Origin of the sequence: Neomicrococcus lactis, assembly GCF_014200305.1 — a bacterium.
GTDB classification, from domain to species: Bacteria; Actinomycetota; Actinomycetes; order Actinomycetales; family Micrococcaceae; genus Neomicrococcus; species Neomicrococcus lactis.
Map to the genome: position 1 here is coordinate 18,792 of NZ_JACHBL010000002.1, position 15,942 is coordinate 34,733.

The 15,942-nt window shown below is 58.0% G+C and carries 15 protein-coding genes; 7 read left to right on the plus strand and 8 right to left on the minus strand.

The annotated features are described in order from the left end of the window. Positions 1-67: 67 nt before the first annotated feature. The 8 genes from BKA12_RS12305 to BKA12_RS12170 form a co-directional block, all read right to left on the minus strand. A complete protein-coding gene (locus tag BKA12_RS12305; protein WP_221228328.1) occupies positions 68-589 on the minus strand; it encodes a hypothetical protein in 522 nt (173 codons plus the stop codon). Beyond that, on the minus strand, positions 586-1,515 hold the full coding sequence (locus BKA12_RS12140; protein WP_183645166.1) for a ParA family protein: 930 nt from the start codon (positions 1,513-1,515) through the stop codon (positions 586-588). Before BKA12_RS12140 ends, BKA12_RS12305 begins: the two co-directional genes overlap by 4 nt. Positions 1,516-1,819: 304 nt before the next feature. Next, positions 1,820-3,754, minus strand: a complete 1,935-nt coding sequence (locus BKA12_RS12145) for a bifunctional DNA primase/polymerase (RefSeq protein WP_183645168.1) — start codon at positions 3,752-3,754, stop codon at positions 1,820-1,822. A gap of 146 nt (positions 3,755-3,900) precedes the next feature. Next, a complete protein-coding gene (locus tag BKA12_RS12150; RefSeq protein ID WP_183645170.1) occupies positions 3,901-4,131 on the minus strand; it encodes a hypothetical protein in 231 nt (76 codons plus the stop codon). Positions 4,132-4,236: 105 nt separating this feature from the next. After that, positions 4,237-4,791 carry a hypothetical protein gene (locus BKA12_RS12155; protein ID WP_183645172.1) on the minus strand — a complete coding sequence of 185 codons (555 nt, stop codon included), beginning with the start codon at positions 4,789-4,791 and terminating at the stop codon, positions 4,237-4,239. Then, positions 4,791-5,870: a transglycosylase SLT domain-containing protein gene (locus tag BKA12_RS12160; protein ID WP_183645174.1), complete on the minus strand. Its 1,080-nt coding sequence runs from the start codon at positions 5,868-5,870 to the stop codon at positions 4,791-4,793. The genes BKA12_RS12155 and BKA12_RS12160 overlap by 1 nt, the downstream gene beginning before the upstream one ends. A 2-nt stretch (positions 5,871-5,872) precedes the next feature. Continuing rightward, positions 5,873-7,324: a hypothetical protein gene (locus BKA12_RS12165; RefSeq protein WP_183645176.1), complete on the minus strand. Its 1,452-nt coding sequence runs from the start codon at positions 7,322-7,324 to the stop codon at positions 5,873-5,875. Beyond that, a complete protein-coding gene (locus BKA12_RS12170) occupies positions 7,314-7,559 on the minus strand; it encodes a helix-turn-helix domain-containing protein (protein WP_183645178.1) in 246 nt (81 codons plus the stop codon). Before BKA12_RS12170 ends, BKA12_RS12165 begins: the two co-directional genes overlap by 11 nt. 155 nt (positions 7,560-7,714) lie before the next feature. Here BKA12_RS12170 and BKA12_RS12175 point away from each other — a divergent pair, with 155 nt between their 5' ends. Genes BKA12_RS12175 through BKA12_RS12205 form a run of 7 tightly spaced genes read left to right on the plus strand, consistent with a single transcriptional unit; the run spans position 7,715 to position 15,816 of the window. After that, positions 7,715-8,362, plus strand: coding sequence for a DUF6668 family protein (locus tag BKA12_RS12175; protein ID WP_183645180.1), 648 nt, complete (start codon positions 7,715-7,717; stop codon positions 8,360-8,362). Between the two features lie 14 nt (positions 8,363-8,376). After that, a complete protein-coding gene (locus BKA12_RS12180; protein WP_183645182.1) occupies positions 8,377-8,658 on the plus strand; it encodes a hypothetical protein in 282 nt (93 codons plus the stop codon). A 25-nt stretch (positions 8,659-8,683) separates the two neighbouring features. Next, positions 8,684-9,370 carry a DUF8175 domain-containg protein gene (locus tag BKA12_RS12185; RefSeq protein WP_183645184.1) on the plus strand — a complete coding sequence of 229 codons (687 nt, stop codon included), beginning with the start codon at positions 8,684-8,686 and terminating at the stop codon, positions 9,368-9,370. A gap of 2 nt (positions 9,371-9,372) precedes the next feature. Further along, positions 9,373-10,992 carry a hypothetical protein gene (locus tag BKA12_RS12190; RefSeq protein WP_183645186.1) on the plus strand — a complete coding sequence of 540 codons (1,620 nt, stop codon included), beginning with the start codon at positions 9,373-9,375 and terminating at the stop codon, positions 10,990-10,992. Further along, positions 10,989-12,503: an SCO6880 family protein gene (locus BKA12_RS12195; protein ID WP_183645188.1), complete on the plus strand. Its 1,515-nt coding sequence runs from the start codon at positions 10,989-10,991 to the stop codon at positions 12,501-12,503. Before BKA12_RS12190 ends, BKA12_RS12195 begins: the two co-directional genes overlap by 4 nt. Further along, positions 12,503-14,074 carry a hypothetical protein gene (locus BKA12_RS12200; RefSeq protein ID WP_183645190.1) on the plus strand — a complete coding sequence of 524 codons (1,572 nt, stop codon included), beginning with the start codon at positions 12,503-12,505 and terminating at the stop codon, positions 14,072-14,074. Before BKA12_RS12195 ends, BKA12_RS12200 begins: the two co-directional genes overlap by 1 nt. Next, positions 14,071-15,816 (plus strand): type IV secretory system conjugative DNA transfer family protein, encoded by a 1,746-nt coding sequence (locus BKA12_RS12205; protein WP_183645192.1) that lies wholly within the window; start codon positions 14,071-14,073, stop codon positions 15,814-15,816. The genes BKA12_RS12200 and BKA12_RS12205 overlap by 4 nt, the downstream gene beginning before the upstream one ends. The last annotated feature ends 126 nt before the right edge of the window (positions 15,817-15,942 follow it).

Genomic DNA, 15,942 nt, shown 5'->3' on the forward strand with positions numbered 1-15,942 from the left:
CGGCTAAGCCGGGCGCTGTGTGTTCTTCAACCGTATCAATCTTACACCGTACGCGTTTACTCGTGCACTAGTCAGTAGTGGTTTTGTGTCGATAAGAGAGACCGAGGCTTCGTGCGAGCTCTTCCTCGGTTGCACCGCTGAGTTCCTGTTTGCGTTCCAGCAGAAGATCGATGGCCAAACGAACGAGGGTGTTATCGGTGATTCTCTCCCCCGCCGTGGTGCCGTCAGATTTCTTTCTCTGGTCATTGAGTCGTCGGGTCAAGGCCGTGAGTTCGTCTGCCTGGTTATCGTAGATTCGGGCTTCACGTCGCTTTAATTGCAGGTACTTAGGGACTCTGTTACTTACAGACTCTGTTAGTTTGTTAGTAACAGAGTCTGTAAGTCTGTTAGTTGCAGACTCTGTTACTTGATCTGCCTTTTCGGGTTCATCGACCATGTGAAGAGACACGGGCGATGCTTGTTCGGCTGCTTCGGTTGGCTCTTGGGGTGATTCCGTGCGGTTCTTTTTCATGAGCATTCCGACACCGGACTTTGACGCTGTGCGGTTGAGTCCTGCGAGGGTACGTGCTGGTTTGGTGTCTTCGCTCATTGCTGCTCCCCTGCCGTTGCGGATGTGCTGGATGTTTGGTTCTCGTGTTCAACGATGCGCTGGATGATTTCTTCGCCGAGTGCTTGGAAGTCCCCGGCTACACCGACGGCGCTCTTGGAGCGTGGGCCGGTGCTTTTCGCGGTTCCGCGGACCACTTCGTACCATTTGGGTGCCGCGAGCACGGCTTCTTCTAGTTCGAAGGCGAGCAGGCCTCGCTCTCGGCTTTCTTGGGCCGCTGCTTCGGCATGGCGGATAGTAGCTTCGAAGACCGGTGCATCGTCTCCTAGGTCCGCTTTGATTCCTTCACGCGCGTTTTCGGAAACGCGTTTCGCGGATCTGTTGACGCCGAATAGAACGATTCCGAGAAGATCGATGTCCGGGTTGATGGGTACGACTGCTTCCAAGCGGCGTGCTACGTCGCGTAGGCCTTTTCGTGAGGATGAGTCGGTTTTGACGGGGATCAGCGCCCATCGTGCTGCCGCGAGGGCTGCTTGTTGGAGCGTTTCTTGGCCGGGTGGGCAGTCAATAATGATCATGTCGTATTCGACTGCGATGCCTTGCAACGGCGTCGAGAGTGCCTTTTTGGCCCCGTCTGGGTCTTTACCGTGCTTCATGGTCAGCCCCGCGGCCGCCATGTCGAGTTGGGAACCGCCGATGAGGACGTCGAGGTTCTCGCGGACGCCGAAAGCTCTTTGAAGTTCCGATCCGAATGCGAGTGTTTGCGCGAGGGCTTTTCCGTCGTCGTTGAATTCTTTAAAGGTGTATCCGAGTTCTTCGGCGAGGTTGCCCTGGGGGTCCATGTCGATCAGGAGCACCTTGTAACCGCTTGCCGCAAGCATTCCTCCGAGGTTGGCGGTGATGGTCGTTTTCCCGACGCCGCCTTTACCGTTGACGACCGCGATGACGCGTTCAAGTCCTTGTGGCATGTTTGTTCCTCTCGTTTGATTCCATTCTCTCGCCGGCCGTGCCATTACCGGTTAAGGCACGCCGGTACTCTGTTAGTTTGTTAGTAACAGACTCTGTTAGTGACAGGCTTTGTGACTAACAGAGTTATATTTCCCTAGCTCACGCGTTTTATAACCAGGAAGAGCCAGCATTAAATCAAGACCTCTGTTACTAACAGACTGACGTACTAACAGACTCTGTGAGTAACAGAGGGACAGAGTCTGTTAGTGCTCAGATCGTCTGAGGGACTGGATGCGCTTACTTCTGTTTGTGTTGTCGACTGGTTTAGGCCGCGGTTGGTATGAGGTGTTCTAGGGCGCCGGCTTTGACGGCTGCTCGTGCTGCACGGTGGTCACCGCGTTGACTCTTTCGTGGGTATGCCGGGTAGCTAGCGAGTCCAGGACCCAGGGGGAGTGCTGCTTGGTTGACGTGTGTGCGGCGTTGTTTGCGTCCGGTCGTGGTCATCCATTGGTGTTCTTGTTGCCACCATCCCCAGAGGATTCTTTCGGCAAGGTAAGTGACGGCGCGTGTGTGGAGGCGTCCTGTGGTCCCTCGTGCGATTGCGGCGGCGTCGAGGTAGTTGCGAGGCGTTTGTTGCCATCCAGAGAGGGTTGGTTGGATCAGTTGCAAGGAGTGCAGTTCGCGGAGGTCTTGCAGGGTTTCAGCCAGGGTTTGTCCGGTGAGCTGTGTGAGCTGGGGGAGGGTCTTTTCTGTTGTGAGGTTCCCGTAGATGTTGCCGAGGTGGAAGCTGAGTGCGCCGTTACCGGTGAAGGCATCGTGCGCACTGGCGTAGAGACGGTGGGTGAGCTCAGTCAGGAGGTAACTACGGTGGGCGGCCCCAGCCCCTTCGGGGCGTGTGTCCGCTTGTGACCGGGTCTGTACTGGATCCTTGTGGATTACATGGTGGGGGTCGATGGTCCAGTGGGCGCCGTGGGGTCCCTCGGCTTCGGCCGTGCGGGTGATCCAGCCGTCGTTCTGGAGGCGGATCAGGCTGGTGCGGGCTGTTTCTCGGCCGATGCCGGCCATGAGTGCTAGGCGTCGGATGTCGGCTTCGATCGCTGGCTGGACGGCTTGGAGCGCGAGGATGCAGAGTGCGTCGAGGACGCGGCGGTCTGCGGGGCCTCCGCCGGTGTTCCATCGTCCTGAGCTGGCGGTAGCACGATCTTGGATGGCTTCGACGTGGAGTGCGATTTGGTAGGCCCGGGGGTCGAAGGTGGGGTCTTCGCCTGTTTGCCGTGGTGTGGTGGCCACATGGGTAATGGCGCGGCGCCATTCGGCGGCGAGGATGTTTTCTGGTGCTTGTGGGCCTCGGGTGGGGCGTGGCCGGCGGGCGCTGGTGTTGGTGCGGCCGCGGAGGGTGCGTGCGTGTTCTAGCCCGCGTGCTGAGGTCAGGTGGGGAAGGAGGTCGTTGTAGTGCCAGCGGGAGGCGACGGCACCGATGAGGACTTTCCACAGGATGGTGGAGGCGTCTTGTGTGGTGTCGATCGGGGTGGTGAGGGCTTCTTGGCTGCCTGCGGGTAGTGCGCGGCGTGGTCCTGGAAGGTAGAGGTGTCCTTGTGGGTCAATGGGTAGTGGTCCGGCTTCTGGGCGGATTTGGGTGCTTCCAGGGGCTGGGAATTCACGGTGGAGCTCTTCAGTGAGCTGAACGAGTTGAGAGACGGTGACCCAGGGGGAGGCGAGGTCCCATTCGTGGCCGCGGATCACAGTGGAGGCTCCACCGTTACGGTGGGGTGCTCCGGGTGGGCGGCAGCAGCCTGTTGCTGGGTTGGTCAGTGGTGTGCGGTCAAGGCTGGGGTAGGCGCGTTTGACGGCGATGGAAAGGGCTTTGACGAGTTCTGGTGTGGCTGGTTCGGCGAGGCTGATCCAGATGTGGCGGCCGCCAGTAGGACCGGAGGCGCAGACGACGTGTTCAATCCCTAGGTGTTCGAGGCGTTCTGAGAGTCCGTCAGCGTCGTGTGCGGCGCGTGCGGGTTCTTGGCCAGCGTCGAAGTCGAAAGCGATCAGGCGGAAGCGTCCGTCCTCGTCTGCGAGGTTCACAGCCCACGAGGAAGTGGGGGGTTCTGCAGCGCACAGATAAGTGTTCGCGTACTCGTTAAGGACGGCCCCGTTATGGTCCGTGGAAGCCACGCGAACGCGATCGCGTGGGCTGATGTGCTGGGTAAGTTGCCACGCCACACCGAATGTGGGTGTTCCATCTACAGCGCTTTTGGGTATACTCAAAAGCACAGACCTCCTTTCGAGGTATGTGAAGGGACCGGCCGTAAGGTCGGTATCTATAAACTGATCTGCTTGCAGTCGCCAAACTTTTCGGCAGATCAGGGACTATATTGAGCTTCGGGCCCCACTGAAATGTGGGGCCTTACTCGTTAAGCGGCGTCCAGGGGGAGCCTCCCATCTTCGTCCAAGTCGATGAAGACGGGACGGCCGTTGTCGTCGAGCGGCATGTGCTCGACGAGGTAGTCGAAGAAGCCACTCGCGGTCATGCCACAGTTACGAGCGATCTCAGCAAATTTCTCTTTGTTTGAGCGCTCGACCAGTAATCCCATGGACATGGAATCTCTACGAGTGCCTCGCGGGAGTTTCTGTGCCGTTGTCATACCGTGAATGTATCTAAATACAAAAGGGTATAGGGGGAGTTCGTGGGGCGTGTCGGAACCTTTAACCGATTGTCTAAGGTTCCGTGGTTTTTAACGCTGACTTGGCTATTCATAGCTGTAGTCCGAAATCTTGTGTGGATTGTTGTCGGTGAGTTGAAAGTAGTAGGTACGTTGCTCGGCGGGTAGATCGAGAATTTTTCCGGCGTGGGTTTTCCATACCCAGGTCACGGTGACCGAGATGATGTCTTTCTCGGTTGCTCGGTTCAGCGTGGCTGTGGGCACGGACGTGGCGTTAGCGGCTGCGGCGGTGAGCCATTGTTCACCGGTGGCAGGTCGCACAGGGGCGAGGACTTTTTTGGCCCGGGATGGGGTCATGAGGTCTCGGGCTCGTAGCTCTGATGCGGTGCGGTTGAAGTCCTTGGCCGGGGTCCAGGTACTCATCACTGTTGCAGCGTGTAGGGCTGCTTTGTCTTTGCTCGACGGGGCTGTTTCTTGGGCTGCTTCACTGGTGGCTGCGGGTGTGGGAGTGCTGGCGGTGCTGATGCTGGGCAGTGTGGTGGTTTCACTGGCTGGTTGTGGGGCAACTATTTTGATGCCGGCGAAGACGAGTAGTGCGATGATCGCGAGGCCGAGCACGCTGATGATGAGGGTGCGACGCATTACTGGAGGACTCCTTTCTGGCGAAGGATCGGTAGTGGGTCGACCGCGTTGAGGCGGGTTGGTTCGGTGTCGCTGGATTTGGGGTCACCGATTTGGAAGTGCAGGTGCGCGCCGGCCGAGTTACCGGTGTTTCCTTCCACGCAGAGGGGTGTTCCCACGGCGACGGTGTCACCGGGGGCGACTTTGAGGGAGCCGTGCACGCAGTGGTGGAACTCGAAGATCAGTCCCGGTTGCTCGGTTTCTCGGGCGATGATGTAGGTGCCGTATCCGGTCTTCCATCCTTGACCTGCTTCGGCAACGGTGATGCGCATGTCTGCTGGGGCGACGACGGTGCCGCCGCCTCCGGTGGAGAAGTCGATGCCACGGTGGTTGGCGATGTCACCGAGGCAGGAGAGCCCTCCGATGCAGCCACGGAACCCGAACGTGCTTGTTAGCTGGCTTCCGGGCAGTGGGTGGGTCCATTGTCCTGAGCCAAGTTCTCCGATGGTCGAGCCACCCAGTGGCGTGCAGTTCGCGGAGTAGTCGAGTTGAGCGCTGGCGTTGATGCGCTTGACGTACGCGACGGTTTCGGGGAACGGTGGAATTCCGCCGGCTTGTTGGACGTTACCGATGCCGGCGTTATAAGCAGCTAGTGCGAGGTCGATGCGTTCTTTGTCGCTGGTCGCGATGGAGGAAACAGCCTCAAGGAGGTCTTTCATGTAGCGGCCTTGGGCGTCGATGGCAGCGTTGCCGTCGAGGATGTCTTTGCCGTTGCCGTATTGAGCCCAGGTATCGGGCATGAATTGGGCTAGGCCGCGTGCACCGACGGGGCTGGTCGCGGTTGGGTTCCAGTTGGATTCTGCTTTGATTTGAGCTGCGAGTAGCTCTGCTGGCAGTCCAGAGGTTTGGGCTGCTGCGGTAATGGCGTTCCGGTATTGCTCTGGAATGCCGGGGCGGGCTTGGCTGGCGGGGGAGCATCCGTTGAGGGGTTGCCCGTTCGCGTCCGTACCGGAGGTGAGGACGAGGATCGGCGTCAGCACCAGGAGCACTAGGGCAGCGAAGGACCCGATAGCGGTTTTGGTGAGCGTGTTGGATTCCATGCTCACTTGGTCCGTTCCGCCCGGTAGAGCACGGTCTGATCGAGCATGGGCGCGACAATGTAGGCCGCATCATCGGTGACCAGATCTGGTGCTGGATCATCAGCAGTGTAGGTGACCCAGCGGGTTGGTGCTTTAAGGGTCTGGAGGTTGATTGATGCCGGCCCTTCGGAGGTTTCTCCGTAGGCGACGCCGTTATGGATCGAAGTGGCCGTGAAACTCTCCAGCGTTTTGATCGCTGGGGATTTCCCGTAGGTGATCACGAAGTTATCGAGCACAGCTGTTTTGCTGTGTGGGTCGCTAAGAATCAGGGTGTTTTCGCGCGCCAGGTTTCTCGCACTGACACTGGCGGTTATTTTGCCGGTCGTGATCTCCACGATGGCCAGGACTGGTTTTGTGCCTGCCCATCCGATGATGACGTGGTTTTCGTCGAGGACCCAAGAGAGTGTCGGCTGCCCGCTGGTGCCTTTAGGCGGGGCGAAAGACAGAGTTTTCGCCACTGATCCATCCGTTGCAACAGTGTGGATCGCGTTTCTGCCGATGACCGTCACATCACCGTTCAAGCCGGCCATAACGGGCAGGGTTCCGGCGGGGATCACGATGTCGCGGACACTGAAATTATCCGCGGGCACGGAAACAACCCAGTCCCCACGGTTGATGAACGGAGTCGGACCGTCGGTCTCCACATGTTGATCATTTGTCACGGGAATGGAATGGGCTGTGGAAATGCCACCACCTGCTGGGGTGCGAAGATCCCAGATTTTAAAGTCTCCCTCGCTTTCGGCAGTGATCGCGGGAATTCCGGCCCATGTGGTTTGCTCGACCGCGGTCATGTTGTTTGGAGCGTTGTTTCCGGTCCACTTTGGTTGCCCATTCTGAGGGTCCCTGGCGACGAGATTTCCCGCTTGATCAGTAGAAATAATGTGCCCCGTGTCCAGCACTGAGGTGGAACTACCCTTCTTTACGGGCAGTGACCATGTAGCCGTGGTCGCGAATCCTGGAGGTAGTGCGACAGGGATTTGGGCGTTGACCCCTGGTGTCGTCCACGCAACAGGCTCTGCCGGTTTGGTTGCGTTGAGAGCAATAAAGGCTGTTCCTGCCGCAGTAAGTGTTAGCGCCGCAGCACCGGCGATGATGGCGAAATATTTCCGTCGTTTGAATGAACTCGTTTGATCGCTAACGTTTGGGGTAACGTCGTACGTGTTCCCCTGATCTGTCACCACCAGGTCCCAGAATTCGTCGTCGATGCCCGAGCGGGCTCGAACGCGAACCGCCTGCAAGCGGTGTGCCTTGATTTTTTGCACGACCGCTGCGATTCCGGCGTCTCTGGGCTGTTCACCAAGGGCCGGCTTGATGGCCAATCCATCGAGCTCGACTAAGTGTTCACCCTCGTTGATAACGAGAGTGAAGACCGGGAACCGGGGGACCGATGCAGGATCAAACTCGTCAGCCGTCACTTACCTCTCCAGTTGTGTTATCGGAGAGCTCATCGCTGTGCGCTAGAAACTCTCGAACGTTCTTCTTGGTGAACCGCTTCAAGCGAAATCCAATCGAAACTGACTTCAACCCAAAATCCCGGCTCCATCTCGCAACCGTTGCTGGTTTCACCTTCAATAGATCCGCTAGCTCCTCAGTGGTCATCACCTCGGGGGCATCTTCCAGCAATGCTTCGATTGCATCGGGATCGTTCATGCTCACAACTCCTAGTATGTAGTTGCACGCAAAGCATCGTCAAGCCATGTTTACAAAGGCTTGCATATGTGTATATTTGTTTATGTAGCTTTATGTGCGTTTATAGATGTTTCTAATTTTCTAACGTTGTAAAACTCATCCAGGAGGGGGTCCTAATGAGCCGCCACGTCAATCCGTTCGTGCATAACGCGCATAACGCGCATAACGTGCATAACGTGCATAACGACGTTAGTGGACATAACGAAGTTAGCCGACTTAACGAACTTTGCGACATCAATCATGAGTTTTCGTACGTCGATGTGCTTGAGCGTGGTCCAGAATCGCCTAAGGTCGTCAACGCAAGAGTTCCGGAGAGCATCTACTGGCCTCGTTCCTCTATTTCCGGCTCCGATCGGATAGCGCTCTTCGGGCTTCATGGTGGCGCGGGAGCCACTACTCTCGCGACGATTTTTGGAGACCATGCCATTGACACCGGCCAGGGATGGCCTGTCTCCGACGCTGGCAATGAAGCTCGGGTCATCGCAGTTGCGCGGACTCATTATCGAGGGCTTAGCGTCGCGGATGATTTCACGCAGCTTTGGGGTTCAGGACAACTAAATGAGTCGCGTCTGTTGGGCTTGATTCTGGTTGATGATGCTCCGCGGCTTGTCGATTCTCAGAAAAAGGCCGTGAAGCGGCTCTTGAAGAAGACTCCCCTTGGCGCCCATGTGCCATGGGTTGAGAACTGGCGGTTTGGTCCACCAGATCCCCAGCAGATTCCGCTTCGTATTCGGCGGATTGTCAACGCTTTTAAGAATGCATAACAACGGAGGAAGACATGATTCTCGAAACCATTAACACCCTCATGGCGCTTCCGGGCGTCATTCCAAATCCAACGCCTGTTCAGCCTCCAGGCATGGAACCGGTGAGCATCCTCGTGAACTGGGTTGCCTGGGCTGCCATCGTGATTGGCGTTATCGGGTTCTTGGCGTCAGCCGGCTACTTGGCGATCGCTTCGTTTCAGGGCCGAGAGATCCAGGGCGTGAAAGGCCTTGCAGTGTCGATCATTGCCTGCGTGCTTGTAGCCGCTGCGGGAACGATCATTCAGGTCTTTATTTAAGGGACTGGTTACGAAGGGGGTAGTCGTGTCCGAAGAGAAAGATCCGTTAGGGTCGAGCTGGAAGATCGCCGGCGGTGCGCTGGCACTAATCATCGTGGCCATCGTCGCGGTGTTGTTTCTTAGTCCTCCCTCGCAAAACAAGAGCAATGGAACGGCAGCATCTCCCAGTCCGCCACAAATAGGTCAGGCCGCGCCGCCGAATGTCTTGGCGGGCGGCTGTCCTTCACTTAGTACAGATAAGTCGTTTCCCATCAAAGCGCCGGCTACCCAGTGGCTCCGGCATCCAGTAGGGATGGTTCTTCCAACGTCCGAGGAATTTGGTCCCGCGATTCATGATGGAAATTTCTGGCACTGCTATTCCCGCACACCCAGCGGAGCCCTAATGGCCGGACTCGGTTTAGGTTTTAGCTTCACCCCTGGGCTGCAAAAGGAAGCTGCCGCCGATTCTGCCGTCCGGGATAAATACTTTGCCGAAGAAGTTGCTGCTAAAAAGCCCGAAAAATGGTCAACCATTGAGGGCTACAGGATCATCATGTCAACTGATGATGCCGCGGTCATCGAGTATTACGCCACCGTAGATCAAAACGAAGCCACTATTCGCGTCAACCTAACTTGGGATGACTCAGCAAATGATTGGCGTCTTGATTTGGTGGCGGGCCCACCGGAAATTTCTAAAACCATAGATCGCACAGTGTTTACAAGGTGGCGCTAGAAATGACGACAGGTGAAGCATGTGGCCGCTTGGATGCCGGCTGCGCATTGAAAGAGGGTCTGGGCAATCTGCTTGGTGATCTTGGTCAGAGTGCGATGGCCCCGTTTATTGAGGGCTTGTACAACGGTTCTTTGAATCAGATGAAGATCATTCAGGGCATGTGGATTAACACTCCGAATCCTGATGTCGGTTCGGATGCTCTTTCTCTTCTTCGTGGTGACCTGCAGTATTTCGTTTTCATTTTTGGGGTGATCGGTTTCCTGATCGGGATGATCCGACTCATTCTGAGCCAGGACGTGCGCTCCAGTGCGATTAGTTTGGGCACGCAGGTGTTGAACATGCTCTTGGCCACGGGTGCTTACATGGTGGCGATCCCGCTGCTTTTAAAGGCCGGGGATTCAACAGCGTTGTGGCTTCTCGAACGCTCCGGGCAAGGTGAGCCGGATTTCGGAAAGCTCCTTGCTGGTGGTGCCACGTTGGCCACGAATCTTGGCGCGATGTTCATTATTTATTTGCTGATGTTCATCTCAGCTCTGGTGAACATTGTCTTCTTGTTGTTCAGGAATCTGATGTTCCTTGTGTTGATGGCGTTCCTGCCAGTTGTTGCTGCAGCGTCCACGACGGAGTCGGGCAAGCAGGCGTGGCGGAAAGCTAATGGTTGGCTCTTGGCGCTGGTGCTTTATAAGCCTGTGGCTGCGGGTATTTACGCTTTGGGTTTCCGTCTTATTGGTGAGGGCGTCGATAAGGCCAGTGCTGATGAGGGATTGGCGTCTATGTCCACGTCCTTGATGGGTTTGCTGATCATCACCTTGGCTGGGCTTGCGTTGCCAGCGTTGGTGAAATTCGTTGTTCCTGCTGCTGGTGTTGGTGCTGGCGCATTTAGTGGTGGCGCAGCGCTGGGCGCTGGTATTGGTGCTGGTGTGAGCGTTGCTGCTGGCGCGGCGGTGTTGGCTCCTGCGATGGCTGGTGCTGTCGCCGCGGGTGGTGCAGCTCGAGGAGCGGCGGCCGCTGGTAGCGCTGTTTCCTCAGCTGGTAGCGCAGCCGGTGGTGGAAGTACTGCTGGCGGCGCTAGTTCCACTGGTGGTTCGGGTGGCGGAGCCGGTCCGTCCGGCACGGGCGGCAGCGGCACTGCTGGCGGTTCGTCCCAGGGCGGCGAGAATGCTCATGCGGCTGATGGTGCTCCGGCTCCGGCTTCTGAGTCTAGTAACGCATTGGGTGGAAGTACCTCTTCGAATGAGAGTTCCGTAGCGGGTGGTTCCCCTGCGGGCGGCGGCACGGCTGGGGGAGCATCTGGCTCTGGCGGCTTAGCGGCGACTGACGCTACTGGTGCACAGTCTGGTGGGTCTTCTGGTTCGGCTGGAAATGGGGCCACTACGGCCTCGGGTGCTGGTTCGTCTCGTGGTTCTGGAACTGCTGCATCTGGTGCGGGCTCCACCTCAGGCTCTGTCGGCCAAAGCGGTGGCTCGTCGGCGGCGTCTGGTGCCCGGTCGGTTGCTAACGGTGTTGGTAAGGCTGCGGCGATTCGCCAGTCCATTCAAGGCCTGAATCCCGGTTCGGGTGTGGCGGAGGGTGCAGCCCAGATTGAGAACATGGTCGATCCTGACGAGGAGGGGTCGAAGTGAGCCAGGTAGAGGCGAAGGTCGCCCCAAACACGTATGGGAATCTGACGGTTCTGCGTCATTCCGGCCTTTTCGGCCTGAAAGCCGGTCCGACGATCATCGCGCTGATATTGATTCTGCTCATGATCATTTTGATCGCGCAACAGAAATTGCTTGAGGCCGGCCTGTTGTTCCTGGTTGGGGGATCGGTTGCGGCTGTTGGTTTGATCCCGGGCCGTCAAGGCCGAAATCTATATGGGAGGTTGCAGTTGCGTCTGGGCCAGTTCATGAAAGAAAAGAAGAAACAACACCTCTACATTGCCGGCCCTACCGGCGCGGGAACCCCTGATGGTGCGTTCCGGCTGCCGGGTTTGATGGCCCGCTCAGAGCTGACAGAGCAGCAAGACTCGTACGGTCGTCCCTTCGGGTTAATTCGGGTGAGTGGCCGCGGGGTGCATCACTACAGTGTGGTGATCGAGGCTCACCCTGATGGTGAATCACTGGTAGATCATGATGAAGTGGAGAACCGGGTTGCGAAGTGGGCTGCCTGGCTCTCTGAGTGCAGCATGGATGATTCCATCCGCGGTGCATCGGTGACGATTGAGAGCGCACCTGATAGCGGCCTCCGTCTTGAGCGCCTCTTGGATAGCCACGGGCGAGACGACGCACCGGCGTTTGCCAAAGAAGTCGTTAACGAGATCCGCGACAACTACCGCACCGGCGCACCGGAGCTCACGGGCCGAATCACGATCACTTTTGATGGCCGCCGTCTTGATGGAAAGGCCGGCGACCGTGGAACCGTGGAGATGGCCGAAGAAATAGGCAACAAACTCCCCGGCATCCTTGCCGGCCTGGGTGGTACTGGGGCTGGGGGAGTGATGCTGTGTACCGCGCAGCAGATCACTGACAACACCCGGGTCGCGTACGATCCAACCACCGCTGCAACGGTTGAAGAGTTGCAGGAGAGCGGGGGAACTGGCCTCCTGTGGGAAGAAGCTGGCCCGTCGTTCTCGGTCGACGAGTTCGACCTGTACCGTCATGACCGGGCGGTGTCACGGTCCTGGACGATGTACGAGGGTCCGAGGGGTATGTTCACCTCGAACTGTCTGCGCAGGTTGATGGAGCCGTCCACGGAAGCGTTGCGCAAACGCGTCACGCTCTTGTATCGTCCGATCCCGGTTGATCGAGCCACGGCCGTGGTGGATCGTGAACAACGCGACTCCACGTTTGCTGGTTCTCAGACACGGGTCTCACAGCGCGCGCAGATCCGTCGGGCGGCCGCCCAGAAATCGGCTCAGGAAGAGGCCCTCGGGGCGGGACTGACTCGGTTCGGATTGATTGTCACGATCACCGTCCGCGATCAGGACGAGCTCGCCCGCTGGGACAAAACCATTCCCGGTCTTGTCAGTGGTGCTCGTTTACGGATGCGCCCCGCCCTTGGGAATCAGGCCGTGACCTTTCAGGCGGGCCTTCCTTTGGGCGTTGTGCTGCCAGATCACATGGTCGTTCGTACCGGATTGCAAGGATTCTTCTAATGAGCACCACGAAGCATCACGAGCTCACGCTCACCAAACGAGAAGCAGCACGCCTTGAACGGGCTGCGAAAAAGAACCAGCAAGCCCGCAAGGGTCGATTCTCGCGGTGGTCGCAGGAAAGCCGGAAGAACCGTGAAGCCCTCGCATCCCGGCCCGGCCCGCGAGGGTGGGCACGTCCAGCCGGTGGTGCGATGAGCCCCTCGGAGTCGTTGTTCGAGGTACGCGGAACGACCGTTCAGGTGTGTGGCTTGTACCCGTTCGTGGCCGGTTCTGGATTACCGGTGATCGGAGCGCCCCTCGGGTATCACCTTCGTCGCCGGTCTTTGGTTTGTGCTGATCCGATCAGCTGGTTTCTGGCCGGCATCATTTCCAACCCGTCTGCGTTCATCCTTGGCCAGCCGGGATTGGGTAAAACCTCGCTGGTGCACCGATTCATTTCGGTCTCGGCCGCTTGGGGATATATTCCCATGATCTTGGCGGATTCACGTCCGGACTATGTGCTGATGGCGGAGGCCCTGAACGGGCAGGTGATTTCGTTCTCCCCGGGTAAGGGCCATATCAATCCCATGGATTTGGGGCCGCTGGCCGCATCGTTGTGGGAGATCGAAGATCCCACCCACCGGGAGCAGGCCATCGGGGAAATGATCGGTCGCCGCCGCTCATTGATCACCGGCCTGACGGCGATGATGCTCGGCCGCGCACTGCGCCCACATGAATCATCAGTGATCGCTCAATCGTTGGTGAGCTTAGATCCTGACCTCCGGAAACCCCCGTTGATGCACGAGCTGATCTCGTTCATCAAAACTCGTCCTGATGACTTACGTACGGTCATGATGGCTACCGATGACCGTGACTACGATGAGCGCGTCCGAGACCTCCTCGACGCCCTGATCTCTCTCGGTCCAGACGGGGTGTACGGGGATATGTTCTCTAAACCCACCACGGCTCATATTCGCCCTGGCGTCCCCGTCGTCTTCGATATTTCCGGCGTGAATGAGAATGACGCGATCCTCACCGCTGCAGTGCAATCGTTGTGCTGGAACCTTGGCTCAGCCACGGTATCGGCCGAACAGCATCTTGCGGTGGCTGCTGGCCGGCCACGGCGTACCTATCTTTTGGTGATGGACGAGCTCTGGCGCGTACTGCGCGCTTCTGAAGAAATGGTCCACTTCATTGACACCATCACTCGTTTGAATCGCGGCCGTGGCATAGCCCAAGTCATGGTCACTCACACGATGAACGACCTCAAACTCTCCAGTGCGCACCTGACAGCGACCGCATGGGGGTTCGTTGAACGATCCTCCATGGTGTTCCTTGGCGGTCTGGCAAAGGGTGAGATGGGAAACCTGCGCGAAGTGTTCAGTTTGTCCCATGAGGAGATGGAACTGCTGTCGGATTGGACTGCTGAAGCTGCCGTGGATTACCGCACCGGTAAAGCCGGCCTTCGTCCAGGCGCGGGAAACTTCATCCTTAAAACGGGCAAACAGGCCGGGACGCCGTTTCATACAGAACTCACCTCGTATGAGTTCCTGGTATCGGATACGAACCGTGACTGGGAAATGATCAAATGACGTTCTTCGGAGATCCACGTGCCGGCCGACGCAGCCAACCTGGCACTCACGAAGGGCCGTGGATCGTCCTGCTGATTGTCATCACGATCGGACTCGTCTGCGGCTTGTTGTGGGGTCTTGCAGGCGCTCTCGATCCAGCCACCGTGCAGGCAGCCGGGACGAAGAACCCGGTCGGGATCATCGTTGCCCAGTCCCGCGGCCATGCACCCGTATCCGGCTGGCAGGTGGGACTGACCTTGGCAGGATTCCTCATCCTTGCCGGGGTCGGGGTCTTGCTTGTTAACGCTCTGCGCAAGCGGGGCAAGAACCGATCACGGGTCGATCACCTAGCCTCGAAGATGTCCCGGCCCAAAGACTTCACCTCGCTCATGGAAAAGGCAGCCCAAGAAGATGCCGCCCGGTTACGGGCCGAGAAGGCCGGCCCCGGCGTTCCCCTAGCGAAACTCGTTGGCAACGGGCAACGGCTCTACGCTTCATGGGAATGGGTACAGATCTGGCTCATGGGACCCCGCGCAGGTAAAACCTCCTGCGTCTGTGTCCCCCAGATCATTGAGACCAACGGCCCGGTCCTTGCCACCTCGAACAAGCGAGACATCGTGGACCTCACCCGCGGACCACGCTCTTTGAATGGTGTCGTGTGGGTGCACGACGTCCAAGACATCATCGGCGAGGAGCCCTCCTGGTGGTGGAATCCGCTCAGTTTCGTCGAGAACATGGAAACCGCGGAAACCCTTACCGACGTTTTCATCTCCTCAGCCACCGACGCTGGCGCGAAACAAGACGCCTACTTCGAATCCGACGGTAAACGCCTGCTCTCGCACATGCTCTTCGCTGCCTCTGTGGGTGAGCGGCCGATCACGGACGTCTTCACCTGGGCGCAAGACCCCGAAGACAAAACACCTCGTAACCTGCTCATCGAAGCCGGCTACGAGGACCTCGGCTCAGCGCTGGGAAAGATCCAGACACTGACCGAAAAGCAACGAGACGGCGTCTACGGCACGATGCGGCCCTGGGTGAACGTGCTCTCCTACGAAAACGTCGTCCCCTGGATCACCCACGATCCAGGTAAGAACCGTCCAGAGTTCAATCACGTGAAATTCGCGAGCTCCACCGACACCCTGTACCTGATCTCTAAAGAAGGTGCCGGCACTGCTCGCGCCGTCACCGCAGCACTAGCCGTCGCAGTCCTCACCGCAGCCGAGAAAACAGCAGCCCGGCAAGCCGGCGGACGACTCTCACCACCAATGACAGGTGTCCTTGATGAGGTCGCCAACGTTGTGCGCTGGCGGCAACTACCCGACGTGTACAGCCATTACGGCTCTCGGGGCATCGTCCTTTCATCCTTCTTTCAAGGATGGGACCAAGGCCTCGAAGCCTTCGGAGAAAAAGGAATGAAAAAACTCTGGTCCGCAGCGAACATTCGCGTCGCCGGATCAGGCCTCAGCGACAACACGTTCCTGCCGTTTCTGTCTCAGCTTGTAGGTGACTACGACGTTGTCAAGAGATCATCTTCCGCCCAGAAGGGGGGACGTTCTGTCTCGACCTCGATCCAACGGGAGAAGATCATGGACGTCGCAGACCTCGCCGCACTCCCACGAGGCCGAGGCATCCTCACCAGCTCAGGAATGCCATCAGCCCTCATTGAGCTAGAACACTTCAGCACCAAAGACTATGGCGAACTATGCAGAATATCTGAGAAATCGTTCCTAGCCGCGGCTCCTAGGCAGCCTGAGGCTGGTTAACTTCAGGGTCAAATAATTTGAGCGGATGTCGTTGATCCGCGATCAGTCGTTACTGCTTGGCGACGGCTTTTGCGAGGTGTGCGAGAGTGACGAGGTCTATGCCTAGGCCGATCTCTGTTATAGATA

Excerpts from the sequence above, each read along its gene's own strand:
- BKA12_RS12305 (WP_221228328.1), bottom strand. The coding sequence starts at position 589 with ATGAGCGAAGACACCAAACCAGCACGTACCCTCGCAGGACTCAACCGC.
- BKA12_RS12170 (WP_183645178.1), bottom strand. The coding sequence starts at position 7,559 with ATGAACGATCCCGATGCAATCGAAGCATTGCTGGAAGATGCCCCCGAG.
- BKA12_RS12160 (WP_183645174.1), bottom strand. The coding sequence starts at position 5,870 with ATGGAATCCAACACGCTCACCAAAACCGCTATCGGGTCCTTCGCTGCC.
- BKA12_RS12180 (WP_183645182.1), top strand. The coding sequence starts at position 8,377 with ATGATTCTCGAAACCATTAACACCCTCATGGCGCTTCCGGGCGTCATT.
- BKA12_RS12155 (WP_183645172.1), bottom strand. The coding sequence starts at position 4,791 with ATGCGTCGCACCCTCATCATCAGCGTGCTCGGCCTCGCGATCATCGCA.
- BKA12_RS12190 (WP_183645186.1), top strand. The coding sequence starts at position 9,373 with ATGACGACAGGTGAAGCATGTGGCCGCTTGGATGCCGGCTGCGCATTG.
- BKA12_RS12205 (WP_183645192.1), top strand. The coding sequence starts at position 14,071 with ATGACGTTCTTCGGAGATCCACGTGCCGGCCGACGCAGCCAACCTGGC.
- BKA12_RS12175 (WP_183645180.1), top strand. The coding sequence starts at position 7,715 with ATGAGCCGCCACGTCAATCCGTTCGTGCATAACGCGCATAACGCGCAT.
- BKA12_RS12140 (WP_183645166.1), bottom strand. The coding sequence starts at position 1,515 with ATGCCACAAGGACTTGAACGCGTCATCGCGGTCGTCAACGGTAAAGGC.
- BKA12_RS12200 (WP_183645190.1), top strand. The coding sequence starts at position 12,503 with ATGAGCACCACGAAGCATCACGAGCTCACGCTCACCAAACGAGAAGCA.
- BKA12_RS12150 (WP_183645170.1), bottom strand. The coding sequence starts at position 4,131 with ATGACAACGGCACAGAAACTCCCGCGAGGCACTCGTAGAGATTCCATG.